The 23421-nt window shown below is 73.7% G+C and carries 22 protein-coding genes; 6 read left to right on the top strand and 16 right to left on the bottom strand.

Translation table 11 applies throughout. From position 1 onward, the window contains the following. Window positions 1-8: 8 nt before the first annotated feature. On the bottom strand, window positions 9-1607 hold the full coding sequence (locus tag IEX99_RS04925) for an ABC transporter substrate-binding protein (protein ID WP_188898880.1): 1599 nt from the start codon (window positions 1605-1607) through the stop codon (window positions 9-11). 203 nt (window positions 1608-1810) lie between these two features. On the opposite strand from IEX99_RS04925, the gene IEX99_RS04920 reads away from it, so the two are divergent. Further along, window positions 1811-2827 (top strand): isopenicillin N synthase family dioxygenase, encoded by a 1017-nt coding sequence (locus IEX99_RS04920; RefSeq protein WP_188898879.1) that lies wholly within the window; start codon window positions 1811-1813, stop codon window positions 2825-2827. Here the strand turns inward: IEX99_RS04920 and IEX99_RS04915 are convergent, their stop codons facing one another. Further along, entirely contained in the window at window positions 2828-3652 is an 825-nt protein-coding gene (locus IEX99_RS04915) for an alpha/beta fold hydrolase (RefSeq protein ID WP_188898878.1), read from the bottom strand. A 121-nt stretch (window positions 3653-3773) separates the two neighbouring features. Between IEX99_RS04915 and IEX99_RS04910 the strand changes: the two genes are divergently transcribed. Continuing rightward, window positions 3774-4757: a Bug family tripartite tricarboxylate transporter substrate binding protein gene (locus IEX99_RS04910; RefSeq protein ID WP_188898877.1), complete on the top strand. Its 984-nt coding sequence runs from the start codon at window positions 3774-3776 to the stop codon at window positions 4755-4757. A 28-nt stretch (window positions 4758-4785) separates the two neighbouring features. Then, a complete protein-coding gene (locus IEX99_RS04905; RefSeq protein ID WP_188898876.1) occupies window positions 4786-6012 on the top strand; it encodes an MFS transporter in 1227 nt (408 codons plus the stop codon). Here the strand turns inward: IEX99_RS04905 and IEX99_RS04900 are convergent. From IEX99_RS04900 to IEX99_RS04865, 8 genes are read right to left on the bottom strand one after another with little or no spacing between them, the layout of a single operon-like run. Further along, a complete protein-coding gene (locus tag IEX99_RS04900) occupies window positions 5966-6988 on the bottom strand; it encodes a ketopantoate reductase family protein (protein WP_188898875.1) in 1023 nt (340 codons plus the stop codon). The genes IEX99_RS04905 and IEX99_RS04900 overlap by 47 nt on opposite strands. Next, window positions 6985-7725 (bottom strand): ABC transporter ATP-binding protein, encoded by a 741-nt coding sequence (locus tag IEX99_RS04895; RefSeq protein ID WP_188898874.1) that lies wholly within the window; start codon window positions 7723-7725, stop codon window positions 6985-6987. Before IEX99_RS04895 ends, IEX99_RS04900 begins: the two co-directional genes overlap by 4 nt. Continuing rightward, a complete protein-coding gene (locus tag IEX99_RS04890; protein WP_188898873.1) occupies window positions 7722-8678 on the bottom strand; it encodes a branched-chain amino acid ABC transporter permease in 957 nt (318 codons plus the stop codon). Before IEX99_RS04890 ends, IEX99_RS04895 begins: the two co-directional genes overlap by 4 nt. Then, the gene (locus tag IEX99_RS04885) at window positions 8675-9553 is read right to left on the bottom strand and encodes a branched-chain amino acid ABC transporter permease (RefSeq protein ID WP_188898872.1); all 879 of its coding nucleotides are present in this window, start codon (window positions 9551-9553) and stop codon (window positions 8675-8677) included. Before IEX99_RS04885 ends, IEX99_RS04890 begins: the two co-directional genes overlap by 4 nt. Next, a complete protein-coding gene (locus tag IEX99_RS04880) occupies window positions 9550-10380 on the bottom strand; it encodes a polysaccharide deacetylase family protein (RefSeq protein WP_188898871.1) in 831 nt (276 codons plus the stop codon). The genes IEX99_RS04885 and IEX99_RS04880 overlap by 4 nt, the downstream gene beginning before the upstream one ends. Window positions 10381-10400: 20 nt before the next feature. Then, on the bottom strand, window positions 10401-11618 hold the full coding sequence (locus IEX99_RS04875) for an amino acid ABC transporter substrate-binding protein (RefSeq protein ID WP_188898870.1): 1218 nt from the start codon (window positions 11616-11618) through the stop codon (window positions 10401-10403). A gap of 12 nt (window positions 11619-11630) precedes the next feature. After that, the gene (locus tag IEX99_RS04870; protein ID WP_188898869.1) at window positions 11631-12347 is read right to left on the bottom strand and encodes an ABC transporter ATP-binding protein; all 717 of its coding nucleotides are present in this window, start codon (window positions 12345-12347) and stop codon (window positions 11631-11633) included. Between the two features lie 34 nt (window positions 12348-12381). Next, entirely contained in the window at window positions 12382-13209 is an 828-nt protein-coding gene (locus tag IEX99_RS04865; RefSeq protein WP_188898868.1) for an enoyl-CoA hydratase/isomerase family protein, read from the bottom strand. A 304-nt stretch (window positions 13210-13513) separates the two neighbouring features. Between IEX99_RS04865 and IEX99_RS04860 the strand changes: the two genes are divergently transcribed. The 3 genes from IEX99_RS04860 (at window position 13514) to IEX99_RS04850 (ending at window position 16959) form a co-directional block, all read left to right on the top strand. Beyond that, window positions 13514-14512, top strand: coding sequence for a Bug family tripartite tricarboxylate transporter substrate binding protein (locus IEX99_RS04860; protein ID WP_188898867.1), 999 nt, complete (start codon window positions 13514-13516; stop codon window positions 14510-14512). Between the two features lie 9 nt (window positions 14513-14521). Continuing rightward, window positions 14522-15337: an alpha/beta fold hydrolase gene (locus IEX99_RS04855; RefSeq protein WP_188898866.1), complete on the top strand. Its 816-nt coding sequence runs from the start codon at window positions 14522-14524 to the stop codon at window positions 15335-15337. 71 nt (window positions 15338-15408) lie between these two features. Continuing rightward, window positions 15409-16959, top strand: a complete 1551-nt coding sequence (locus IEX99_RS04850; RefSeq protein ID WP_188898865.1) for an ABC transporter substrate-binding protein — start codon at window positions 15409-15411, stop codon at window positions 16957-16959. Window positions 16960-16966: 7 nt separating this feature from the next. Here the strand turns inward: IEX99_RS04850 and IEX99_RS04845 are convergent, their stop codons facing one another. From IEX99_RS04845 to IEX99_RS04820, 6 genes are read right to left on the bottom strand one after another with little or no spacing between them, the layout of a single operon-like run. Beyond that, window positions 16967-17956 carry an ABC transporter ATP-binding protein gene (locus tag IEX99_RS04845; RefSeq protein WP_188898864.1) on the bottom strand — a complete coding sequence of 330 codons (990 nt, stop codon included), beginning with the start codon at window positions 17954-17956 and terminating at the stop codon, window positions 16967-16969. Next, on the bottom strand, window positions 17953-18939 hold the full coding sequence (locus IEX99_RS04840; protein ID WP_229677809.1) for an ABC transporter ATP-binding protein: 987 nt from the start codon (window positions 18937-18939) through the stop codon (window positions 17953-17955). Before IEX99_RS04840 ends, IEX99_RS04845 begins: the two co-directional genes overlap by 4 nt. Next, window positions 18936-19817, bottom strand: coding sequence for an ABC transporter permease (locus IEX99_RS04835; protein WP_188898862.1), 882 nt, complete (start codon window positions 19815-19817; stop codon window positions 18936-18938). The genes IEX99_RS04840 and IEX99_RS04835 overlap by 4 nt, the downstream gene beginning before the upstream one ends. Further along, window positions 19814-20731 (bottom strand): ABC transporter permease, encoded by a 918-nt coding sequence (locus IEX99_RS04830; RefSeq protein ID WP_188898861.1) that lies wholly within the window; start codon window positions 20729-20731, stop codon window positions 19814-19816. Before IEX99_RS04830 ends, IEX99_RS04835 begins: the two co-directional genes overlap by 4 nt. Window positions 20732-20791: 60 nt before the next feature. Further along, window positions 20792-22411: a gamma-glutamyltransferase gene (gene ggt / locus IEX99_RS04825; protein ID WP_188898860.1), complete on the bottom strand. Its 1620-nt coding sequence runs from the start codon at window positions 22409-22411 to the stop codon at window positions 20792-20794. Continuing rightward, window positions 22411-23382 carry a Bug family tripartite tricarboxylate transporter substrate binding protein gene (locus IEX99_RS04820; RefSeq protein ID WP_188898859.1) on the bottom strand — a complete coding sequence of 324 codons (972 nt, stop codon included), beginning with the start codon at window positions 23380-23382 and terminating at the stop codon, window positions 22411-22413. Before IEX99_RS04820 ends, ggt begins: the two co-directional genes overlap by 1 nt. Window positions 23383-23421 lie beyond the last annotated feature (39 nt).

Raw genomic sequence — 23421 nt, 5'->3', positions numbered from 1 at the left:
GCAGCCGCCTAGTTCTCCAGCCACATGCTGCGCAGCTCGCCGCCGGAGCCGACGGGCGAGAAGCGGTAGCCCTGCACGCGCCGCGAGAGGCCGCGCAGGTTCACCGTGTTGTACACCCAGATGTCGGGGCTGTCGGCGACGACGAGGCGCGTCGCCTCCTGGTAGAGCCGCTCGCGCTCGGCGCGGTCGAGGCTGGTGCGGGCGCGGGTCAGGAGCTCGTCCACGCGCTCGTTGCGGTACCAGGAAGAGGCCTTCCAGGTACCGTGGAAGCGGCTGTCGTACATCTGGCCGATCCAGTTCTCGGGGTCCACGAAGTAGGTGGAGACCCAGTGCACCCACATGTCCGGCGTCGTCTCCGCGCGGGTCGTCGAGCTGGTGATGCCGGCCCAGGTGTTGGGCACGATCTTGAGGTTGACGCCGACGCGGCGGAGGTCGGCCTGGAACATCTGCGCCGCCTGCACCGTCTGCTCGAGCTCGGTCTGCACGTGGATCTCGATCTCGCGCCCGAGCGGGGCACCCGCGGCGCGGGCGCGGTCGCAGTGCTGGCGGGCGCGCTCGAGGTCGAAGGCGTAGGGTTGCAGGTCCGGCGGGTTGCCCCAGAGGTTGTTCGGGTTCGGGCTGGCGTTGCGGATGACGAGGCCCTTCAGGATCACCTCGTTGAAGCCCTGGTAGTTGAAGGCGTGCGCGAAGCAGAGGCGGGCGTCGCGGTTGTCGAAGGGCGGCTTGCGGTTGTTCATGCGCAGGATGAAGACGCGCATGCTCTCGTCCCGCGCGACGCGGGTGCGCGGGTTGCGGTCCACGCGCTCGACCTGGTCGGTGGGCAGGTAGCTGTCGGTGGCGTCGATCTCGCCCCGCATCAGGGCGAGGACGCGGGTGGAGGTCTCCAGCACCGGCCGGACGCGCACGGAATCGATCGGCCTCGGGTTGTGCGACCAGCCCATGAAGTGGTCGGCGAACCGCTCCATGTCGAGCTGGCTGCGCGGCCGGTAGGTGTCCGGGTTGATGCGGTAGGCGCCGGAGCCGGCGGCGTTGGCGGCCAGCCACTCCGCGCCCCAGTCGTCGTTGCGGACGTTCGGCCGGATGGCGCGCGGGTTGACGACGGCGACGAGCGGGATGGCGGCGAGGAAGGGCGCGTAGGGCTGCGAGAGCACGAAGCGCACCGTCCGCTCGTCGCGCGCGGAGACGTTCTCGGGTCGCAGGACGGGCCGGAAGGCGGCCGCCGGCGCGCGGTTCATGGCCAGCAGGCGGCGGAAGCTGTAGACGACGTCCTCCGCGGTGACGGCGCTGCCGTCGTGGAATTTGGCGCCGGGGCGGAGCGTGAACTCCCAGGTCAGGCCGTCCTCGCTGACCGTGTGGCGTTCGGCGAGCCAGGGGACGAGCTCCGGCGGGTTGCCCTGGTAGCGGTAGAGCCCGTCGTAGACATTGAGCAGGATGAACTGGCTCGGCACGTCGAACAGCGCGTGGGGATCGAGCGAGGCGGGCAGGTTGTCGCCCCAGACGAGCGGCCGCTGCTGGGCCTGGGCGTGCGCCGGCCGCTGGGTGTCCGCGGCAGGCGCCAGGGCCAGCAGCGCGGCGGCGAACAGTGCGGAGCGCAGGCGGATTCGCATTGGCGGCCTCCCGACGGATCCTCTCCCCGCCGCGAGTGAACGCCTGGGCGCGCCGCGGTGCAAGCCCCGCCTTGGCCGCGCTTCCGCCGGCCGGGACCCGGCCTGCCCGCCCGGCGTGCATGGCGCCGCGCATCCGGGCAGGGTTTGCGCCAGGGCCGCCCCGGCCTAGGCTCGTCCCCGCCTTTCGAGAGGGAGTGCGGAGAATGGCGGCGGTTGCGATCCCGGTCCTCGACCTCGGCCCGTTGCGCGCGGGCGAGCCCGGCGCGCTGGAGCGCCTCGGCGCCGAGCTGCGCCGGGCCTTCACCGAGGTGGGCTTCTACTTCGTGCGCAACCACGGCGTGCCGGAGGCGCTGGTCGAGGAGGTGTTCGAGGCGGCGCGCCGCTTCCACGCCCAGCCGCTCGAGGCGAAGCTCGCGATGCGCTTCAACGAGCACAACATGGGCTACATGCCCATGCGCGGCTCGACGACCCGCATGAACTCGCTCGGCACGATCTACAAGCCGAACGCCAACGAGGCGGTGTTCCTCAAGCGCGAGCTGCCGGCGGACCACCCGGACGTGGTGAACGGCGTGCGCTTCCGCGCGCGCAACCGCTGGCCGGAGAACCTCCCGGGCTTCCGCGAGACGGCGCTGCGCTACATGGATGCCATGGAGGCGCTGGGCAAGTCGCTGGTGCCGCTCTACGCGGTCGCGCTCGGCCTGCCGCCGGACTGGTTCGACGAGGCGTTCCGCGAGCCGATGTACACCCTGCGGATGACGCACTACCCGCAGCAGGACCCGGCCACGGCGGAGGAGGAATGGGGCCTCGCGCCGCATGTGGACACCTCCTTCATGACCATCCTGGCGCAGAACAGGGTGCCGGGCCTGTCGGTGCGGCTGCCGGACGGCACCTGGCTCGACGCGCCGGCGCCGGAGGGCACCTTTCTCGTCAACGGCGGCATGCTGCTGCGCCGCTGGACCAACGACCGCTTCCTGGCGACGCCGCACCGGGTGGTTAACCGCTCCGGGCGCGAGCGCTACGCCATCCCGTTCTTCATGGACTGCTCCTTCGGGCACGTGATGACGCCCGTGCCGACCTGCGTGGACGCCGACAACCCGCCGCGGTACGAGCCGATCACCTACTCGGAGTTCATGACCACCTACCAGCGCGCCAACTACGGCGAGGCGCTGGCGGAGGCGGAGAAGGCCGGGCGGCAGAAGGTCGAGCTGCAGGGCGCCTGATCACGCGCCGCCGCCGCGGCGGTCGAGGAAGGCGAGCAGGTCGCGGGCGCAGCGCTCCGGCGCCGCGTCGCCGATGTTGTGCGGCATGCCCTCGTAGGTGAGGAGCTCGCTGCCGGGGATGCGGTCGCGCATGCGCTCGTACTGGTTGTGCGAGCCGATGGGCTCCTCGCCGGGGGCGACGATCAGGGTCGGGCAGGCGATGCGCGGCAGTTCCTCCTCCCAGTCGCGGCTGCTCATGTGGGCGACGAAGCGGCCGACCCAGCCGAGGTCGCAGGCGCCGGTCCGGCGGCAGAACCAGTCCACGAGGCGCGGATCGGCCTCCCTCGGGAAGCGGTCGGCGACGCCCTCGCGCATGAAGGCCTCGAGGCCGACCGCGGCGGCGCGCGCGGGCCAGGTCGCGGCCCGGCTGTTCTTCAGGCCCGGCGTGGAGGCGAAGAGGGCGAGCGTCGCCACCCGGTCGGGATGCGCCATCGCCATGCGCTGGCCGACATAGCCGCCGGCGGAGAGGCCGACGACATGGGCGCGCGCGACGCCGAGATGGTCGAGCAGGCCGATCGCGTCCTCGACCAGCCGCTCGACGGTGATCGGCTTCGACTCGTCCGGCACCTCGGAGGCGCCGAAGCCGCGCAGGTCCTGGCTGATCGTGGCGAAGCGCCGCGCGAGGATCGGAATCCAGGCGTACCAGCGGCGGTATTCGCCCATCGCCGCGTGCAGGAGGAGGATCGGCGTCGGCGGGGTGGCCCAGGGATCGGTGAAGTCGTCCACGCGGTAGGCGAGGCGCACGCCGTCGCTCGCCGTGACGAAGGCCATGTTCGGCTCGGGCATCGGTCCCTCCCGCGGTCGCGCGGATGAAAGCGCCGGCAGGCATGCGCCGCAAGGCATGGCCCCTTGTTGGCCCCGCCGCCCGGCAGGGCTACGATGCGCATGCAGGAGGGAGGACCGCCGGATGCCGCAGATCCATCGCCGATCCCTGGCCGCGGCGCTCGCCGCTGCCGCTGGCGTTGCCGTCGGGCGCGGCGCCTCGGCCCAGCAGGGCTATCCGACGCGCCCCGTTCGCCTCGTCATCCCCTTCGGGCCCGGCGGCGGCACGGACAACCTGATCCGCACGCTCGAGCCGCATGTCTCGCGCGCGCTCGGCCAGCCGCTGGTGATCGAGAACCGGCCCGGCGGCGGCAGCACCATCGGGACGGAGATGGTCGCGCGCGCGGAGCCCGACGGCTACACGCTGCTCGCGGTGGACACCTCGATCTCGATCAACCCGGGGCTGTTCCCGCGCCTGCCCTACGACACGGCGCGCGACCTCGCGCCGGTGTGCCTGCTGGCGCGCGCGCCGATCGTGCTGGTCGTGCATGCCGGCTTCCCGGCCCGCACCATGGCCGACCTGGTGAGGATGGCGAAGGAGCGGCCGGGCGCGCTCGCCTACGCCTCCGGCGGCAACGGGTCGCCGACGCATCTGGCGGGGGAGATGCTGCGCTTCGCCGCGGACATCCAGATCACCCACCTGCCCTACCGCGGCTCCGGGCCCGCGATGAACGACGTGATCGCCGGGCACGTGCCGATGACCTTCAACGGCCTCAGCGCCTCCGGCCCGCACATCGAGAGCGGGCGGGTGCGCGCGCTGGCGGTGACCGGCGAGGCGCGCGCGCCGGCCTTCCCCGACGTGCCGACCTTCCGCGAGGTGGGCCTCGCCGACGTGGACGTGTTCACCAACTGGGGCGTGCTGACCCGCGCCGGCACGCCGGCGCCGATCATCGAGCGGCTCGCCGCCGTGTTCGGCGAGGCGGTGCGGCGCCCCGATCTCGCCCCGCGGCTGAACCAGATGGGGTTCATCCCGCACGGCGGCGGGCCCGCGGAGTACGCGGACCTGATCGCGCGCGAGACGGAGAAGTTCACGCGCGTGATCCGCGCCGCCGGGATCAAGCCGGATTGAGCGGGGCGGCCGAGCGGCGCGCGCGGTGATGCCCGTCTGGGCCACCGCGCTGGGGGCGACGCTGCTGACGCAGACCGTCGCCTCCTTCCTGAACCAGAGCCTCCCGGTGATCGCGCCCCTGGTCATCGCGGAGGCGGGGCTGCCGCCGGAGCGGATGGGGCCGCTCAGCTCGCTCGTCGCCTTCGGCACGGTGCTGTTCCTGCTGGGCGGGGGCGCGGTGCTGGCGCGGCTCGGGCCGGTGCGCACGCTGCAGGCCGGGGCGGTGCTGCAGGCCGCCGGCATGGCCGCGCTGGCGACGGGGACGCTGCCGGGACTGGCGCTCGCCGGGCTGCTGCTCGGCCTCGGCTACGGGCCGTCGCCGCCGGCGGGGAGCCGGATCCTCGCGGCGGCGGCGCCGAAGCGGCACCGCACGCTGATCTTCTCGGTCAAGCAGGCGGGGGCGCCGCTCGGCGGCGTGCTGGCGGGGCTGATCTGCGCCCCGGTGGCGGCCGCGGCGGGCTGGCCGGCGGCGGTGCTGCTGACGCTGGTCGTCTCGCTGTGCGCGGCCGCGGCCGTGCAGCCGGTGCGGGAGACGATGGACGCGGAGCGCGACCCGACGCGGCACCTCGGCCCGCGCGCGCTGCTCGCGCCGGGGGCGCTCGCCGCGCCCTTCCGCGCGCTGCGGCTCGATCCGCTGCTGCCGCCGCTGACGGCGCTCGCCGTGGCCTTCGCGATGGTGCAGGGCAGCCTGTTCTCCTTCACCGTCACCTGGCTGGTCGAGGCGCGCGGCTTCCCGCTGGTGCAGGCGGGGACGGTGTTCGCGGCGATGCAGGCGGCCGGCATCGTGGCGCGGATCGTGCTGGGCTGGCTCGCCGACCGCACCGGGCGGGCGCTGCTGAACCTGGTGGTGCAGGCCTTCGCCGCGGCCGCCTGCGTCGTGGCGCTCGGGACGCACGCGCCGGGGACCGGGCCGTGGCTGGTCGCGGCGCTCGGCGCGCTCGCCGCCGCGGCGGGGGCGAGCTGGAACGGCGTGACGATGGCGGAGGTGGCCCGGCTCTGCCCGCTCGATCGCGTCGCCGAGGCGACGGCGGGGAGCACGCTGGTGATCTTCCTCGGCTATGTCGCCGGACCGTCGCTGTTCGCGGCGGTGGTCGCCTGGGCGGGGTGGGAGGCGGCCTTCGTCGCGATCGCGGCGCAGCTCGCGCTGGTCGGCGCCCTCGTCGGCGCCGTCATCGCGCGCGGTGCGCGGCCGAGAGGGCGTGCAGGCGCGCGATGACCGCGCGGTGGGCCGGCGCCGCCAGCCCGCGCGCCTCCGCCTCCTCGACGATGGCCCCGTTCAGCCAGTCCGCCTCGGTCGGGCGGCCGCGCGCGAGGTCCTGCGCCATGCCGCTGGTGGCCGCGGGGCTGACGCCTTCGCCGTAGCGGCGGAGGGCCTGGTCGAGCGCGGCGCGCGCGGTCGGCTCGCCGTTCGCGGCGGCATGCCAGAGCGCGCCGGGGATGCCGCAGATCGCCTCGATCTCCGTGACGACCAGGGCGGCGACGCGCACCGCCTCGAAGGCGAGCTCCGTCATCTCCGCCCGCAGCGCGGGGTCGAGGAACAGGTCGCGCGTCGGCCGGCCGTGCACGGCGGCGAGCGGCGAGGTCATCGCGTTGAAGACGAGCTTGGTCCAGCGGGCGCGCGGCAGGTCGGCGACGACCTCGGTCGCGTCGATCCGGCCGAGCAGCTCCGCCAGGGCGCGGACCCGCTCGCCCGGCGGGCCGGCGACCTCGCCGATGCGGAACAGCGGGTGCGCGCCGCCCGGATCGCGCCGCCGGTGGCGCTGCACCAGGCCCGGGGCGACGAGATGGCCGAAGAAGCCGGTGACGATGCAGCCCATCACCCGCTCCGGCCCGACCATGCCGGCGATCCTGCCGTCCGCGAGGCCGTTGAGCGTGGCGAGGTAGGGGCCGCGGTGGTGCGCCTTGGCCTCGAGCGCCGCGACCAGGGGCAGCGCCTCGAACAGCTTGCTGCAGAGGATGACGAGGCCGATCGGCCGGCCGGCCAGGTCGCCGGGCGCGTGGAACACGGGCAGGCCGAGGGCGGTCAGCACGCCGTCCGGCTCCTCGACGCGCAGGCCGCGCGCGGCGATCGCCTCGCGGTTCGCCGCCCAGGGCTCGAGGATCAGGATCTCGCGGCCGAGGCGCCGGAGATGCGCGGCGAGGTAGCCGCCGACCGCGCCGCAGCCGGCGACGAGGATCGGGTCCCGGATCATGCGCCGCGGGACTCCTCCGCCGCGCCGAGATAGGCGGCGATGACGGCGGGGTCCGCGGCGACCTCGCCCGGCGTGCCCTCGGCGATGGCGCGGCCGGCGGCGATGACGAGGATGCGGTCGCAGACGCCCATCACCGCGCGCATGTCGTGCTCGACGAGCCAGATGGTCACGCCGCCGTCGCGGATGCGCCGCAGCGCGGCGATCATGGCGTCGGTCTCGGCGGGGTTGAGGCCGGCGCAAGGCTCGTCGGCGAGCAGGAGGAGGGGGCGCGCGGCGAGGGCGCGCGCGACCTCGAGCCGGCGCAGATGGCCGACGGTGAGGCCCTCGGCCGGGCGGTCGGCGAGGTCCTCGATGCCGAGCAGGGCGAGCGCGGAATCCGTCGCGCCCTCCACGTCGCGCGGCCCGCTGCGGCCGAACAGCGCGCCGATGCGGACGTTCTGCCGCACCGTGAGGCCCGGGAAGGGACGCGCGATCTGGAAGGCGCGGGCGATGCCGCTGCGGCCCGCCTGCTGCGGGCTCCATCCCGTCACGGGCGCGCCGCGGAAGCGGATCTCGCCCTCGCTCGGCGGGAGGAAGCCGGTGACGAGGTTGAACAGGGTGGACTTGCCGGCGCCGTTCGGCCCGATCAGGCCGCAGATCGCGCCTTCCGGGACCGCGAAGTCCACGCCGTCCAGCGCCACCAGGCCGCGGAACCGCTTGGTGAGGCCGCGGACCTCGAGGACCGGAGGCGCGCTCATGGGCGGGGCCTCCCGTCCGCGCCGCGCCGCGCGCGCCGGCGCCAGAGGCCGAGCAGGCCCTGCGGCGCGAGCAGCACCATCGCGACGACCAGCGCGCCGGTGGCGAAGAGGTGCAGGTTGAGCATCTCGCCGAGCACCACCTGGGTCAGCACCACCATCACCGCGGCGCCGAGCAGCGGCCCGGCGACGGTCCCGATGCCGCCGAGCAGCGCGTGGACGATCATGTTGAGCGAGAAGTCGGTGCGGAAGACGCTGTCGGTGGTGATGTAGCCGAGGCTGAAGCCGTAGGTCGCGCCGAGCAGGCCGGTGAGGAAGGCGGAGAGGACGAGCGCCGCGATCTTGTAGCCCTCGGTCGGCACGGCGAGCATGCGCGCGGTGTCCTCGTCCTCGCGGATCGCGAGCAGGCCCTGGCCGAACCGCGCGCCGCGCACCCAGGCGGCGACGCCGACGGTCAGCGCGAGGAGGCCGACGAAGACGTAGTGGTAGAAGGCCTCCGGCGCGAGCGCGGCCGGCGCGGCGTCGGGCAGGGAGAGGCCGATGCCGCCGCCGATCCACTCGATCGCGGCCGAGAGCTCGCCGGTCACCTGCGCGACGCCGAGCATGGCGATGGCGAAGTAGATCCCGCGCAGGCGGAGCAGCGGCCAGGCGATGACGGCGGCGAAGGCCGCCGAGACGAGGCCGCCGGCGAGCACCATCAGCGGCATCAGCTCCGCGCCGCCGCCATCGAGCAGCCTGGCGACGATCAGGCCGGGGACGAAGGCGCCGACGCCGATGAAGACGGTGTGGCCGAAGCTCCAGTAGCCGGCGAAGCCGCCGAGGATGCTCCAGGCGAGGGAGAGCGCGCCCCAGAAGCAGAACAGGGAGAGGACGCGCACCTCGAAGGGCGGGACGAAGGCCGGCGCCGCGGCGAGCGCGGCGAAGAGGAGGAGGACGGCGGCGATCCGGATCGTCATCGGCTGGCCGCGAAGGCGTGGCCGAGCAGGCCCTGCGGGCGGAGCAGCAGCATCAGCACCAGCACGAGGAACATCGCCGCGTTCTGGAAGGCGGGCCCGACATACTGCGCCGTCAGGGTCGCGATCACGCCGAGCAGCAGCCCGCCGAGCAGCGCGCCCTGCGGGCTGCCGACGCCGCCCAGGGTGACGACGACGAAGGCGTTGAGCGTCCAGGCGGCCTCGGAGCCCGGCGTGAAGGGCAGCATCATGCCGATCACCGCGCCCGAGGCGCCGGCGAAGGCGGCGCCGAGGCCGAAGGTGAGGCCGTGCACGTGCCGGACGTTCACCCCGGAGAGCGCCGCGCCCACCGGCTGCTGCGCGGTGGCGCGGATCGCGCGCCCGAAGGCGGTGCGCCCGAGCAGCAGCGCGAGGCCGGAGAGCAGCACCAGGCTGGTCAGCAGCCCGGCCGCCCGCACCAGGTCCACGCGCAGCGGCCCGAGCGACAGCCCGGCGAAGCTGTAGGCGGTGGCGATGCTGCGCACGTCCGGCGAGGCGACGACCTGCAGCAGGTTGCGCGCCATCAGCGCCACGCCGAAGGTGACCAGCAGCGAGGCCACCAGCGAGGCGCGCTCCACCGCCGCCGCGATCAGCGTGCGCTGGTAGAGGTAGCCGAGCGCGAACAGCGCCGCCATCACCAGCGGCAGGCCGAGGATCGGGTCGAGCCCGACCACCTCGTGCAGCAGCAGCGCGCCGTAGGCGCCGAGCACGACGAAGACGCCGTGCGTCAAATTCACCACGCCGAGCACGCCGAAGATCAGGCTGAAGCCCACCGCGGCGAAGGCGTAGACGCCGCCCAGCACCAGCCCGTCGAGCAGCGTCTGGAGGAGGGGGATCACTTGCCTTCGTGCGCCTTCGCCCAGGCCTCGGCGACCTCCGTGCCGGTGGCGAACCAGACGCCGGGGAAGGTCCGCATCCAGGCGATCATCTCGCGCAGCAGGGCGATCCGGCTCGGGCGCCCGCTGACCTGCGGGTGCATGACGAGGTCGAACAGCCCGCCCCAGCGGTAGATCTCGCGGAACTCGTCCTGCCAGACCTCCCTGATGTGGCCGTTGGTGAAGATCGGGCGGGGGTTCCTGATCGAGAACAGCGCGAAGACCGCGTCGTCCAGGCTCCAGTGCCAGGGGATCTCGATCGGGCCGGGGGTGCCGTCCGGGCCGGTGAGGCGGTAGGGATTGATGTCCGCCATGAGCGAGGAGTCGTAGAGGAAATTGTGCTTCTGCAGCAGGCGGATCATGTTGTCGCTGGTCTCGCCGGCCGGGGAGCGGTAGCCCTTCGGGACGACACCGACCGTGCGCTTCAGCGCCTCCAGCCCCTTCTCCATCTCCTCGGCCTCCTGGTCGGGGAAGTCGGGATCGATCCAGCGGTGGCTGTAGGAGTGGTGGGCGACCTCGTGGCCTTCCTTCAGGATCATCTCGACCCGGTCGGTCCAGTGCTCGGCGGTCCAGCCGGGGACGAAGAAGGTGCCCTTCACGCCGGCCTCGCGCAGCGTCTCGAGGATCTTCGGCACCGCGACCCGGCCGCCATAGGTGCCCTGGCTGAGCGTGCCGGGACGGCGGGCATTGGCGGGATCGCGGCTGGTCCAGAGCGTCTCCGCGTCGAAGTCGAAGGTGAGCATCACCGCGATGCGGGCGCCGTTCGGCCAGTTCACGCGCATGTCGATCATGGTCGCGCCTCCCCTTCCCTTCAGCCGCGCTGGTTCCAGGGCGGCGCCGGCCAGATCGGGCGCGCCGTCGCCGCGGCGGGCGGGCCCACGATCTCCAGCCTGCCGCCCTGCACCTGGGCGACGAGCGGGCCCATCAGCTCGGCGTCGCCATCGCCCTGCGGCGTGAACTTGATCCGGCCGTAGAAGCACAGGAAGTCCATGGCGGCGAGCGCGTCGCGCATCTTCGCCGCGTCCGGCCCGCCGGCGGCCTTCAGCGCCTCGGCGAAGGCGAGGATGCAGGCCGCGCCGGAGGCCATGTGGTAGGCGAGCGGGCGCTGGAAGTTGCGGTTGTAGTACTCCTCGAACCCCTTGGCGCTGCCGAAGTAGGGGCACTGGTAGGGGGCGTTCGACGCCCAGTAGGACGCCGTGAGGATCGAGTCCGCATAGCGCCCGATCGCCTGCCGGTAGGCGGCGGTCTGCGGCCCGAGGCCGAAATAGGCGAGCTTCACGTTGGTGTCGCTGCTGATCATCTGGCGCGTGATGAGCAGAGAGTGCTCGTCGTGCGTGGTGGCGATCAGCACGTCCGGCCGCGTCTCGCGGATCCGGGCGAGCACGGTGGTGACGTCGGTCACCACCGCGGGGAGCTGCACGAAATCGGTCACCTGGAAGCCGGCGCCGGTGAGCGAGGTCCGCGCGCCCTCGGCGGAGAAGCGGCTGAAGGGGTCGTTGGTGTAGAGGATGGCGAAGGTCTGCGGCTTCGGGTCGAGGCTTTTGAAGAAGTTCGTCGTCGTCTCGAACTGCCGGGTCGCGCGCGGGAAGACGCCGAAGACGTAGCGCCGGCCCTGGGTGAAGATCTGGTCGGAGCCGCCGCCGGCCTGGACCATCGGGCGCCGCGCGCGCTCGGTGATGGCGCAGGTCGGCAGCACGATGTTCGAGCCGAAGGAGCCGAGGAACAGCGGCACCTGCTCGTCCACCTGGCGCTGGATCAGCGTCACCGCGCGCGAGGGGTCGGAGGCGTCGTCCACCAGGCGCAGCTCGAAGCGGTAGGTCTGGCCGCCCGCCTGGATGCCGCCCATCTCCTCGATGCGCTTCACCGCCGCCTGGTAGCCGTGCAGCACGTTCAGGCCGGTCTCCGCGGCGGCGCCGGTCATCGGGATCGAGCCGCCGAGCGGGACGGCGCGCGGCTGCGCCTGCGCGCGCGCGACGAAGGGCGCGGCGAGGCCGATGGCGAGCACGGTGCGGCGGGTGGCTCTCATCATCGCGGCGTTTCCTCACATCCCGAGATAGGTCTGGCGCACATAGGGGTCCTCGAGCAGCGCCGCACCGGTGCCGGAGAGCGCGACGCGCCCCTTCTCCAGCACGTAGCCGCGGCCGGCGACGCGCAGGGACTGGTGCAAGTTCTGCTCGACCAGCAGCACGGTGATGCCGCGCGCGTTGAGGTCGCGCACCAGATCGAACACCGCGCGCACGAGCATCGGCGCGAGGCCGAGCGAGGGCTCGTCGAGGATCAGCAGCTCCGGCCGGGCGACCAGGCCGCGGGCGATGGCGAGCATCTGCTGCTCGCCGCCCGAGAGCGAGCCGGCGGGCTGGGCGCGGCGCTCCGCGAGCCGGGGGAAGATGCCGAAGATCTCCTCCAGCCGCCGCGGGAACTCCGCCGCCGCGCGGGGCGCCGCGCCGGCGACCTGGAGGTTCTCCAGCACCGTCATCTGCGGGAAGATCAGCCGCCCCTCGGGAACGAGCGCGATGCCGCGCTCGAGCACGCGATGGGCGGGCAGGCCCGCGATGTCCTCGCCCCGCCAGAGGACGCGGCCGGCGGCGGGGCGCAGGACGCCCGCCAGCATGTTCACCGTGGTGGACTTGCCGGCGCCGTTCGCGCCGAGGAGCGCGACGATCTCCCCCTCGCCGACGCTGAGCGAGACCTCCTGCACGGCGGGCACGCCGCGATAGGCGTAGCGCAGGCCCTCGGCGTGCAGGATGGGCGGGCTCATCGCCGCCGCATTACGGACCGGCCCGGCGGGCCGGTCAACCTGTTGCGGCGGCGGCCCAGCGCGGCGGGCGCTTCTCGCGGAAGGCGGCGATGCCCTCGGCGGCCTCCGGCCCCGCGGCGCAGCGCGCGAAGGCGGCGGCGCCCGCCTCGGCGTAGCCCTCCGGTGCCAGCGGGCCGAGCGCGGCGATCAGCGCCTTGGTCTCGGCGAGCGCGCCGGGCGCGTTCTGCAGCACGTCGCGCACCGTCGCGTCCACCAGCGCGCGGAGCGCCGCGGCGTCCGGCGCGACCTGGTGCACGAGGCCGATCCGTTCCGCCTCGGCCGCGCCGATCACGGCACCCTGCAGCACCAGGCGCGTCGCATGGGCGCGCCCCATCCGCCGGACCAGCCAGGGGAGGATCTGCGCCGGCACCAGGCCGCGGCGCGCCTCCGGCGCGGCGAAGCGGGCGTTGCCGGCGGCGAGGGCGATGTCGGCGCAGCAGACGAAGCCGAGCCCGCCGGCATGCGCCGCGCCCTCGATCTGCGCGATCACCACCTGCGGCAGCGCGCTGATGGCGAGGAAGCGCTCCGCCGTGCGGCGGTTGCGCTCCTGGCTCGCGGCGAGGCGCTGCTCGGGAGTCAGCGCACCGCTGCCGAGCTCCACGAGGTCGAGGCCCGCGCAGAAATTGCCTCCCGCACCCGAGAGGACGAGCACCCGCGCGCTGCGGTCCTCGCGCAGCGAGGCGATGAGCGCGTCGAGCGCCTCTACCAGCGCCGTGTTCATCGCGTTGCGCTGCGCCGGGCGGTTGAGCGTGGCGCGCACCACGGGTCCCTCGCGGGCGACGAGGACGGGCGGTTCGGTCTGCTGCGTCGTCGTGTCCCCCACGGTGCTCCTCCGGCGGCTTGTCGGGCGGGCGGGATGACAGGGGCGGAGGTGGCGCCTGTCAAGCATGGGCACCGCCGTCCCGGCCGCACGCGCCTCGCTCCTCGCCGGCGACGGTCGTGCCAGACGGGCGCATCCGATCGGGAAGCGTGCGCCTCAATTCCCGCCGAGCACAGCCTCGGCTTCGCATCGGCGGATCCGCGGCGCCATGCACGGAACGCGGCCGGCGATCCGCGCCGTCCGGCTTGTTGCCGCCGGGGGCGAGGAATAGGCTCGTCGCGGTCCGCCGACCGGGGAGGAGGCCGCCATGCACCATCCGCACCGGCTTTCACGCCGCGCCGCGCTGCTCGGGACGGCCGGGGCGCTGGCCGCGCCCGTGGGCGCGGCGGCGCAGCAACCGGCAGGCGAATGGCCCACCCGCAGCGTGCGGATGCTGGTCGGCTACCCGGCCGGCGGCGCCAACGACCTCGTGGCGCGCGCGGTGGCGCAGGGCATGAGCGACGCGCTCGGCCAGACCGTCGTGGTGGAGAACCGCTCGGGCGCGGCCGGTTCGATCGCGGCGGAGGCGGCGGCGCGCGCCCTGCCGGACGGCTACACCCTGTTCGCGATGGCGAGCGCGCACGTGCTGGCGCCGGCGATCCGCCGCAACCTCGGCTACGACCCCGTGCGCGACTTCGCGCCGATCGCCCTCGCCGCCTCGGCGCCCTACTTCCTGGTCGTGCATCCGGGCGTGCCGGCGACGGACGCGAAGGCGTTCATCGCGCTCGCTAGGCACCGGCCGGGCTCGGTCAGCTTCGCCTCCTCGGGCGTCGGCGCCGGGCCGCACCTGACGATGGAGCTGTTCCAGGCGATGACCGGGGTCCGCTTCACCCACGTGCCCTATCGCGGCGACGCGGACATGCTGGTGGACCTGATCGCGGGGCGGGTGCAGGCGGCCTTCGCCTCCGCCGGCCCGGCCCTGCCGCACCTGCGCGAGGGCCGGCTGCGGCCGCTCGGCGTCTCCGGCGAGCGGCGCCTCGCCGCGGCGCCCGACGTGCCGACCGTGGCCGAGGCCGCGGACCTCCCGGGCTTCGCCATGGGCGCGTGGTGGGGCATCGTCGCGCCCGCGGGCACGCCGGAGGCGGTGCTCAGGCGCGCCGAGGCGGCCGCCGTGCCGACCATCCGCTCCGCCGCCTTCCGCGAGCGCTTCGCCGAGATGGGCTTCGAGCCGGGCGCCGTCAGCGGCGCCGAGTTCGGGCGCTTCATCGCCTCGGAGCGCGAGCGCCTGGCCGAGATCGTCCGCCGCGCCGGCATCGAGCCGCAGTAGGGAAAAGGCATGCGCGTGACCAACCAGCACCACTTCGCCGCAGCCGACGGCAAGCGCATCGCCTACTACGTGGACGACTTCACCGACCCGTGGCGCAATCCGCCGCCGATCCTGCTGCTCCACTCGGCGATGGGCAATTCGCGGCGGTTCTACGCCATGGTGCCGCTGCTCGCGCGCCGGCATCCCGTAGTGCGGATGGACCTGCGCGGCCACGGCGGGTCGGACACGCCGCGGCCGGACGAGCCATTCTCGCTCGAGCTGCTGACCGCAGACGCGATCGCGCTGCTCGACCACCTCGGCATCGCGAAGGCGCACATCGTCGGCAACTCGGCCGGCGGCTACGTCGCGCAGCAGATCGCGATCCACCACCCGGACCGCGCGCTGAGCCTCGCCACCTACGGCTCGACGCCCGGCCTGGACCCCGCGGCGCTGGACTGGCTGCCGCAGATGGAGAAGGAGGGCTACACGCCCTTCCTCGCGCGCACCATCCACATGCGCTTCGACCTCAAGACCACCGACCCGGGCCTGGTGCAGTGGTTCCTGAAGCAGACGGCGGAGTGCGATCCCGCGTTCGTCGCGCGCTTCATCCGGCACATGGCGAGCCGCTCGTGGGCGGAGGACCTCACGCGCATCCGTTGCCCGACGCTCGTCGTCTATCCCGGCGAGGAGACGGTCGGCGGCACCGACGGCTACGAGCCGTACCGGCGGAACGTCAGGGACCTGCGCATCATCGCCTACGAGCACATGCCGCACAACATCTGCGACATGGCGCCGGAGCGCTGCGCCGCCGACCTGCTCCGCTTCCTCGGGGAGCGCTTCGGCTGAGGCGGCGACGACGCTTGCCGGCGATGGCCGCGATTGCCTAGGCTCGCGGCACGGGAGAGAGGGAGACGGACATGACCATGCGGCGGCGCAGCATCGGCAAGGGGCTGCTCGGGGCGGCCGGGGGCCTCGCCCTGCCGGCCATCGCGGCGCCGCGGGAGGCGACGGCGCAGCGCAGCGCGAACACGCTGCGCGTCGGCTTCCGCGACGCGGTGCCGAACGTGGACCCCTACTACAACAGCCAGCGGACCGGCGTCATCATCGGCCACCAGGCCTTCGACGGGCTGGTGCACCGCGACCCCGAGAGCTTCCGGATCGTCCCCGCCCTGGCCACCGAATGGCGCTGGGTGGACGGCAAGACGCTCGAGTTCACGCTGCGCCAGGGCGTAAAGTTCCACGACGGCAGCCCCTTCGGGCCCGACGACGTCGTCTACACGATCAACACCGTCGCCGACCCGGCAAGCCGCGTCGCGACGCCGAGCAACTACGCCTGGATGCAGGGCGCGGAGAAGACGGGGCCGAACACCGTCCGGCTGCACATGAAGCATCCGATGCCGGCCGCGCTCGACTACCTCGCGCTCATCACGCCGATCTGGCCCAAGGCCTACCGCGAGCGCGTCGGGCCGGAGGGCTTCGCGCGCGCCCCGGTCGGCACCGGCCCCTACCGCTTCGCCAAGGTGGACGTCTCGGTGGGGGTGGAGTACGAGCGCTTCGACGACTACTACGAGGGCGGCCCCAAGGGCCGGCCGGCGATCCGGCGGATCACCGCGCGCTACCTCTCGGACGCCGCCACCGAGTTGACCGAACTCCTCTCCGGCCGAGTGGACTGGATCTGGAACATCAACCCCGACCAGATGGAGAACGTGAACCGCCTGCCGACGCTGCAGGCGGTGCAGAAGGAATCGATGCGCGTCGGCTACCTTCAGCCCGACGCCGCGGGGCGCAGCGGCGCTGGCAACCCGATGACGAACCTGAAGGTGCGGCAGGCGCTCTTCCACGCCATCGACCGCCAGGCGCTCGCCGACCGCCTCGTGCGCGGCGGCTCCCGCGTACCGGACGCGCCCTGCTTCCCGAGCCAGTTCGGTTGCGACGGCGAAGCGGCGGTCAAGTACGACTACAACCCCGACAAGGCGCGCCGGCTCCTCTCGGAGGCCGGCTTCCCCAACGGCTTCGACGTCGAGCTGACGAGCTACGTGCAGCCGCGGCAGTGGTCGGAGGCGGTGCAGAACTACCTGCAGGCGGTGGGCATCCGCGCCCGCCTGAACCTGCTACAGGTGGCGGCGCAGATCCAGCGCGCGCTGCGCGGGGAGCTGGCGCTGAACATGGGAAGCTGGGGCAGCTACTCGATCAACGACGTCTCCGCGATCCTACCGAACTACTTCGGCGGCGGCGGCAACGACTACGCGCGCGACCCGGAGGTGACGAAGCTGGTCGAGGAAGGCGGTTCGAGCAACGACGAGGAGACGCGCCGCCGCGCCTACTCCGCCGCGATCCGGCGCATCACCGAGCAGGCCTACTGGATCCCGCTGCACACCTACGTCAACGCCTACGCCTTCTCGCGCCAGCTCGACTTCACGCCGTATCCGGATGAGCTGCCGCGCTTCTACCTGGCGAAGTGGAAGTAGGCGCGCCTCAGGCGGCCGCCCGGGCGGCCGCCGTGTTCTCCAGGTGGCATTCGACGATCCCCGCCGCCGTGGCGACGGGGACCGGCGCCTCGGCCGGGCAGCGCGCGAAGGCGAGCGGGCAGCGCGGGTGGAAGCGGCAGCCCGGCGGGATGTTCGCGGGATCGGGCATGACGTCGCCCAGGCCGACATCGGGCACGCCGAGCCCAGGCTCCGGCGTCAGCACGCTGGCGAGCAGCGCGCGCGTGTAGGGGTGGCGCGGGGCGGCGAAGAGCGCCTCGGCCTCCGCCCGCTCGACGATGCGGCCGAGATACATCACCGCGACCTCGGTCGCGACGTGCTCGACCACGGCGAGGTTGTGGCTGATGAAGAGGTAGGTGAGGCCGAGGTCGCGGCGGAGCTCGGCGAGCAGGTTCAGGATCTGCGCCTGCACCGAGACGTCGAGCGCGCTCGTCGGCTCGTCGCACACGACGACGCGCGGGCGCAGCACCAGGGCGCGCGCGATGGCGACGCGCTGGCGCTGGCCGCCGGAGAGCTGCGCGGGGAAGCGGTCGCCCTGCTCGCGGGAGAGGCCGACGCGCTCGAGCACCTCGGCGACGCGGCGCTCGATCTCCGCGCGCGGCATGTCGCCCTGGGCGACGAGCGGCATGGCGACGATGTCGCGCACGCGCCGGCGCGGATTGAGCGAGGCGAAGGGGTCCTGGAAGACGGGCTGGATCAGGCGCGCGCGCGCGCGGCGGTCCATCTCCGCGAGGCGCCGGCCCTCCACCAGCACCTCGCCAGCGCTCGGCGGCAGCAGGCCGAGGATCAGCCGCGCCAGGGTGGACTTGCCGCAGCCGGATTCGCCGACCACGCCGAGCACGCTGCCCGCCGGCACGCGGAAGGAGACCCCGTCCACCGCCACCACCTCGCGCGGCGGCGCGAACAGGCCCTGGCGCACGCGGAAGACGCGGCGGAGGTCCCTCACCTCGATCGCGGGAGGCGCGGCGGCCCCGCTCATGCCGCGACCGGCTCGGCGCGCGCCCAGTCGGGCGCGAGGGTGCAGAGGAATTCGTGCTCCGGTCCCGCGGCGCGGCGCGGCACGTCGCCCGAGCACTCGGCGCGGGCATGGGCGCAGCGGTCGCGGAAGGCGCAGCCCGCGAAGCCGGGCGGGATGCGCGGCACCACGCCGGGGATGCTGCCGAGCGGCTGGTCGCGCCGCACCTTGCCCGGCACCGGCACGCAGGAGAGCAGGCCGCGCGTGTAGGGATGGCGCGGCGCGGCGAAGAGCGCGGCGGTCGGCGCGCTCTCCACCACCTCCCCCGCATACATCACCGAGACGCGGTGCGCGACGCGCGCCACGATGCCGAGGTCGTGGGTGATGAGCAGGATGGCGAGGCCGAGGTCGCGCTGCAGCCCCGCCAGCAGCCGCAGGATCTGCGCCTGCACGGTGACGTCGAGCGCGGTGGTCGGCTCGTCGGCGATCAGCAGCTCCGGCTCGCACATCAGTGCCATGGCGATCATGACGCGCTGGCGCAGGCCGCCGGAGAGCTGGTGCGGGTACTGGCCGAGCCGCATGCCCGGCGCGGTGATGCCGACCCGCCCGAGCAGCTCCACCGCGCGGTCCACGGCCTGGGCGCGCGTCGCGCCGGGGCGGTGGCGGCGGAGCACCTCCGTCATCTGGCTGCCGATGGTGTAGGAGGGGTTCAGGCTGGTCATCGGCTCCTGGAAGATCATCGCCATCCGGTCGCCGCGCAGCCGCGACATCGCGCGGTCCGAGAGGTCGCGCAGGTCCTGTCCGGCGAAGGCTAGGCGCTCCGCCGCGCGCCGCGCGCCGCGGGCGAGCAGCCCCATGACGGCGAGCGCGGTCACCGACTTGCCGCAGCCGGACTCGCCCACCAGGCAGTGTGTCTCGCCCCGCGCGACGACGAGCGAGGCGCCGCGCACCGCGGCGACCTCGCCGAAGCGGACGTGCAGGCCGGCGACCTCGAGCAGCGCGCTCACCGGCTGAGGTCCGTGCCCAGCATGTCGCGCAGCGCGTCGCCCAGCAGGTTGATGCCGAGCACGAGCACGAACAGCGCGATGCCGGGGATCATGATGACCCATGGCGAGAAGAACATGTACTCCTTCGCCTCGGCGATCATCAGCCCCCAGGAGGGGAGCGGCGCCGGCACGCCGAGACCGAGGAAGGAGAGCGCGGCCTCGAGCAGGATCGCCAGCGCCATCTCCAGGGTCGCGACCACGGCAAGGTGGCTCGCGATGTTCGGCAGGATCTCGCGCAAGAGGATCGAAGCGCGCGAGCAGCCGGCGCACCAGGCGGCGGCGACGTAGTCGAGGTTGCGGATCTGCATGGTGGTAGAGCGCGCCACCACGGCGAAACGGTCCCAGAGCAGCAGGCCGAGGACGAGGATGACGAGGGTGAAGCTCGATCCCATCAGCCCGACGACGGCGAGGGCCACGAGGACCACGGGGATGGAGAGCCGCGCGGTGATGGCGAACACCACCACGTCGTCCACCCGCCCGCCGAAATAGCCGCCGAGAACGCCCATCGTCGTGCCGATCAGGCCGGAGGTGACGACCGTGAGGACGCCGATCACCATCGAGATCCGCGCCCCGTAGATCAGCCGCGAGAGGTAGTCGCGCCCGAGCTGGTCGGTGCCGAGCAGGTTCTCCGGCGTCCCGCCCTCCATCCAGGCGGGCGGGACGAGGCGTCGCGTCAGGTCGATCGCGAAGGGGTCGTAGGGGGCGAGCCAGGGCCCGAGGACCGCGACCAGCGTCACGAAGCCGACGATCAGGCCCCCGAGCACCAAGCCCGAATCGCGCAGCAGGCGTCCGCGGCGCCGCTCCGGAACCGTGACGCCGGGGAGGACCGCCTCGCTCATGCCGTGCGCAGCCTCGGGTCGAGCACGGCGTTCAGCAAGTCGGCGAGCAGCGTCAGGCCGACATAGATCAGCGCCAGGACGAGGACCACCGCCTGCACCACCGGGAAGTCGTTCTTGCTGATGCTTTCCCAGGCCAGGAAGCCGACGCCGTGCAGGGCGAAGACCGTCTCGATCACGATCGAGCCGCCGAGCATGAAGCCGAGCTGGACCGCCGCGATCGAGACCACCGGGATGGCCGCGTTGCGGAAGCCGTGCTTGACCAGGATGGAGAGGCGCGAGAGGCCCTTCGCGCGCGCCGTCCGTATGTAGTCCGAGGCCAGCGCGTCGATCATCCCGCTGCGCGTCAGGCGCATCAGCGAGGGGATGGCGGAGAAGGAGAGCACGATCCCGGGCATGACGTAGTGCTCCCACGACCCGGTGCCGGAGATCGGCAGCCAGCCGAGGTTGAGGCCGAGCACGATCATCAGGATCAGGCCGAGCCAGAAGCTCGGCATCGCCTGGCCGATCAGGGCGACCAGCATGACGGCGCGGTCCACCCAGGTGTTCTCGCGCACCGCGGCGACGATGCCGAGCGGGGGGCCGACGGCGAGGGCGATGCCGAGGCCGACCAGGCCGAGGCTCACGGTGACCGGCAGCCGCTCGGCGATGAGGTTGGAGACGCGGTCCTTGAAGAAGTAGCTCTCGCCGAAGTCCCCGGTCAGCGCACGCCCCATCCAGTCGAGATACTGCACCCACAGAGGCCGGTCGAGGCCGTAGGCGCGGCGGATGAGATCTACGTCCTCCTGCGTCGCGTTCGGCCCCGCGATCGAGATGGCGAGGTCGCCCGACAGCCGCGTGAGCAGGAAGCTCACCGTCATCACCGTGGCCGCGACCAGGAGCGCGACCACCAGGCGGCGGAGGAGGAAGCGGGCCATGACGGACGAGAGCCTAGGCGGGCGGGGCCGCGCGCCGCAACCGGCGGCGAGGGCGGCGCATCAGAACGCCCCCGCCCAGCCGTCGCGCCGCGGGTCGGAGGCCGCCATGCGGACGCCGTTGTCCAGGATGCGGATCGCCTCCAGGCTGCACGGGCCCTCGAGGTCGGGGACGACCCTGACGCGGTGGCCGAGCGCCTCGAGCGCGGCGGCGGTGTCGACGCCGAAGCCGGCCTCCAGGGTCAGTAGGTCCTCGCCGCCATGCGGCCAGTTGGCCTCCTGGCCCGGCTGGCTGCTGGTCCAGCGCGGCGCCTCCAGCGCCTGCTGCGGGTCGAGGCCGAAATCCACCATGGCGACGATCGCCTGGAGGTTGACCTGCACCTGGTGGTCCGCGCCGGGCGTGCCGAGCACGCACCAGGGCCTGCCGTCCCGCAGCAGCATCGGCGCGTTCATGGTGTGGCGCACGCGCCGGCCGGGCCGGAGTTCGTTGGCGTGGCCCGGCGGCTCCAGGTGCCAATAGGCCATGCGGTTGTTGAGCAGCACGCCGGTCTCGCCGGCGGTGACGCCGGAGCCGAAGGCGGAGTTCAGGCTCTGGATCGCCGAGACGGCATTGCCGGCGGCGTCCACGACGCAGAAGTAGGTGGTGTCGCCCCCGCATTCGGGCCGCACCGGCAGCCGCGCGGCGCGGCGCGGATCGATCGCCGCGGCGTGGGCGGCGGCGTGCGCCTCCGACAGCAGGCGGTCGAGCGGGATGTCCCGTCCGCGCGGATCGGCGCCATGCGCCTCGCGGTCGAGGAACGCCCGCTTCTTCGCCTCCACCAGCAGGTGGACCAGCGCCGGCGTGTTCCAGCCGAGGGCAGCGAGGTCGAAGCGCGCGACGATGCGCAGCATCTGGAGCAGGGTGAAGCCGGTCGAGTTCGGCGGCGTCTGCGCCACCGTGTAGCCGCGGTAGGGCACCGCGATCGGCGCCTGGCGCTCGGCCTCCGTGCCGGCGAGGTCCTCCGCGCCGATGGGCACGTCGCGCGCCGCCATGCCGGCGACGAGGCGCGCGGCGAGCGGGCCGCGGTAGAAGGCGTCCGGCCCGTCCTGGGCCAGCGCCTTCAGCGTCGCGGCGAGCGCCGGCTGGAGGACGAGGGCGCCGAGCGGCGGCGGCTCGCCATCCCGGAGGAAAGCCGTGCGGCTGTCGGGATCGGGCAGGAGGCGGTGGCGGTTCTCGCCGGCGAAGTGGCGGTAGGCGTGGGTGGCGGCGAAGCCGTCGCGCGCCGCCTCGATGGCCGCGCCGAACAGCGAGGCCCAGGGCCGCGAGCCGAAGGCCGCGTGCATGGCGCCGAGGCCCGCGACGCAGCCCGGGACGGAGACGCTGAGCGGGCCGTGGTTGGGGATGCCGCCGGCCTCCCGGTAGCGCTCCGCGGTCGCGGCGCGCGGCGCGGCGCCGGTGCCGTTGAACACCACGCCCTCGCCCCGCCGCGCGTCCCACACATGGTAGAACGCGTCGCCGCCGAGGCCGGACATGTGCGGCTCCACCACGCCGAGCGTCAGCGCGACGGCAAGCGCCGCGTCCGCCGCGTTGCCGCCGGACTTCAGCACGTCGAGGCCCGCCTGGGTGGCGACCGGGTGGTTGCTCGCCACGGCGCCCTTGCGGCCCATGATGAGCGGACGGTGGGCGCGGAGCGCCGGGCGCATCAGTTCGGCCTCAGATTCATCGCCGTGACCAGCGGCACCCAGCGCTCCACCTCGGCGCGGACATGCGCGGCGGCGGCGGCCGCCGAAGGATCGGGCCAGGTCTCCACGCTCGCGTTCGCCAGGCGGCGGCGCAGCTCGGGGTCGGCGGCGGCCCTGCCTGCCGCCTCCTCCAGCCTCGCGACGATCTCGGGCGGCGTGCCGGGCCTGGCGAACAGCACCTGCCAGGCCGTTACCTCGTAGCCGCCGATGCCGGCGCCCTGGATGCTCGGCAGGCCGGGAACGAGGTCGGAGGGCACCGCGGAGCTGACCGCGAGGCCCCTCACCCGCCCGTCGCGCATCAGCGGCGCGAGCATGGTCGGGCTGTCGATGGTGAGCTGCATCCGGCCCGCGACCAGGTCCTGCACCGCGTTCGCCGCGGTCCGGTAGGGGATGAAGGTGTAGGTGGCCCCGCTCAGCTTGCGGAACAGCTCGCCGGCGAGATGGTTGGTGGCGCCGGGATTGGCGGCGCCGAAGTTCGCCGCCTCGCCCTTCTCGCGCAGCCAGGCGAGCAACGAGGCCACGTCCTGCGCGGGCACGTCGGGATGCACGGCGAGCACGAAGGGCTGCCGTCCCACCAGCGCGAAGGGGAGGAAGTCCGTCACCGGGTCGAGCGGGAAGTTCGGGTCTATGGCGCGCATGACCGGGTGGTTGTTGGTGCCGATCATGATCGTGTAGCCGTCGGCCGGGGCGCGGTGGAACGCGGCGGCGCCGACGCGGCTGCCGGCGCCGGGGATGTTCTCCACCACCACCGGGCGGCCGAGCGTCCCCTGCATGTGCTCGGCGTAGATGCGGCCGACCACGTCGGTCACGCCGCCGACGCCGACCGGGATGATCAGGCGGACGGGGCGGCTCGGGTAGCGTTCCTGCCCGCGGGCGGGGCGTGCGAGCGGCCCGGCGGCGGCGGCGAGCAGCAAGGGGCGGCGGCGGAGCATGGGGAAGACTCCTCCCGCGAGGTTGGCGGCAGGGGCAGG

The organism is Caldovatus sediminis, from assembly GCF_014644455.1.
Taxonomy (GTDB): domain Bacteria; phylum Pseudomonadota; class Alphaproteobacteria; order Acetobacterales; family Acetobacteraceae; genus Caldovatus; species Caldovatus sediminis.
The sequence above is the reverse complement of the archived record's forward strand: the minus strand, read 5'-3'. Positions and strand labels throughout refer to the sequence as shown.

What these genes read in the sequence shown, in the direction of transcription:
- IEX99_RS04925 (WP_188898880.1), bottom strand. Translation starts at nt 1,607, where the DNA reads ATGCGAATCCGCCTGCGCTCCGCACTGTTCGCCGCCGCGCTGCTGGCC.
- IEX99_RS04920 (WP_188898879.1), top strand. Translation starts at nt 1,811, where the DNA reads ATGGCGGCGGTTGCGATCCCGGTCCTCGACCTCGGCCCGTTGCGCGCG.
- IEX99_RS04915 (WP_188898878.1), bottom strand. Translation starts at nt 3,652, where the DNA reads ATGCCCGAGCCGAACATGGCCTTCGTCACGGCGAGCGACGGCGTGCGC.
- IEX99_RS04910 (WP_188898877.1), top strand. Translation starts at nt 3,774, where the DNA reads ATGCCGCAGATCCATCGCCGATCCCTGGCCGCGGCGCTCGCCGCTGCC.
- IEX99_RS04905 (WP_188898876.1), top strand. Translation starts at nt 4,786, where the DNA reads ATGCCCGTCTGGGCCACCGCGCTGGGGGCGACGCTGCTGACGCAGACC.
- IEX99_RS04900 (WP_188898875.1), bottom strand. Translation starts at nt 6,988, where the DNA reads ATGATCCGGGACCCGATCCTCGTCGCCGGCTGCGGCGCGGTCGGCGGC.
- IEX99_RS04895 (WP_188898874.1), bottom strand. Translation starts at nt 7,725, where the DNA reads ATGAGCGCGCCTCCGGTCCTCGAGGTCCGCGGCCTCACCAAGCGGTTC.
- IEX99_RS04890 (WP_188898873.1), bottom strand. Translation starts at nt 8,678, where the DNA reads ATGACGATCCGGATCGCCGCCGTCCTCCTCCTCTTCGCCGCGCTCGCC.
- IEX99_RS04880 (WP_188898871.1), bottom strand. Translation starts at nt 10,380, where the DNA reads ATGATCGACATGCGCGTGAACTGGCCGAACGGCGCCCGCATCGCGGTG.
- IEX99_RS04875 (WP_188898870.1), bottom strand. Translation starts at nt 11,618, where the DNA reads ATGATGAGAGCCACCCGCCGCACCGTGCTCGCCATCGGCCTCGCCGCG.
- IEX99_RS04870 (WP_188898869.1), bottom strand. Translation starts at nt 12,347, where the DNA reads ATGAGCCCGCCCATCCTGCACGCCGAGGGCCTGCGCTACGCCTATCGC.
- IEX99_RS04860 (WP_188898867.1), top strand. Translation starts at nt 13,514, where the DNA reads ATGCACCATCCGCACCGGCTTTCACGCCGCGCCGCGCTGCTCGGGACG.
- IEX99_RS04855 (WP_188898866.1), top strand. Translation starts at nt 14,522, where the DNA reads ATGCGCGTGACCAACCAGCACCACTTCGCCGCAGCCGACGGCAAGCGC.
- IEX99_RS04850 (WP_188898865.1), top strand. Translation starts at nt 15,409, where the DNA reads ATGACCATGCGGCGGCGCAGCATCGGCAAGGGGCTGCTCGGGGCGGCC.
- IEX99_RS04845 (WP_188898864.1), bottom strand. Translation starts at nt 17,956, where the DNA reads ATGAGCGGGGCCGCCGCGCCTCCCGCGATCGAGGTGAGGGACCTCCGC.
- IEX99_RS04835 (WP_188898862.1), bottom strand. Translation starts at nt 19,817, where the DNA reads ATGAGCGAGGCGGTCCTCCCCGGCGTCACGGTTCCGGAGCGGCGCCGC.
- IEX99_RS04830 (WP_188898861.1), bottom strand. Translation starts at nt 20,731, where the DNA reads ATGGCCCGCTTCCTCCTCCGCCGCCTGGTGGTCGCGCTCCTGGTCGCG.
- ggt (WP_188898860.1), bottom strand. Translation starts at nt 22,411, where the DNA reads ATGCGCCCGGCGCTCCGCGCCCACCGTCCGCTCATCATGGGCCGCAAG.
- IEX99_RS04820 (WP_188898859.1), bottom strand. Translation starts at nt 23,382, where the DNA reads ATGCTCCGCCGCCGCCCCTTGCTGCTCGCCGCCGCCGCCGGGCCGCTC.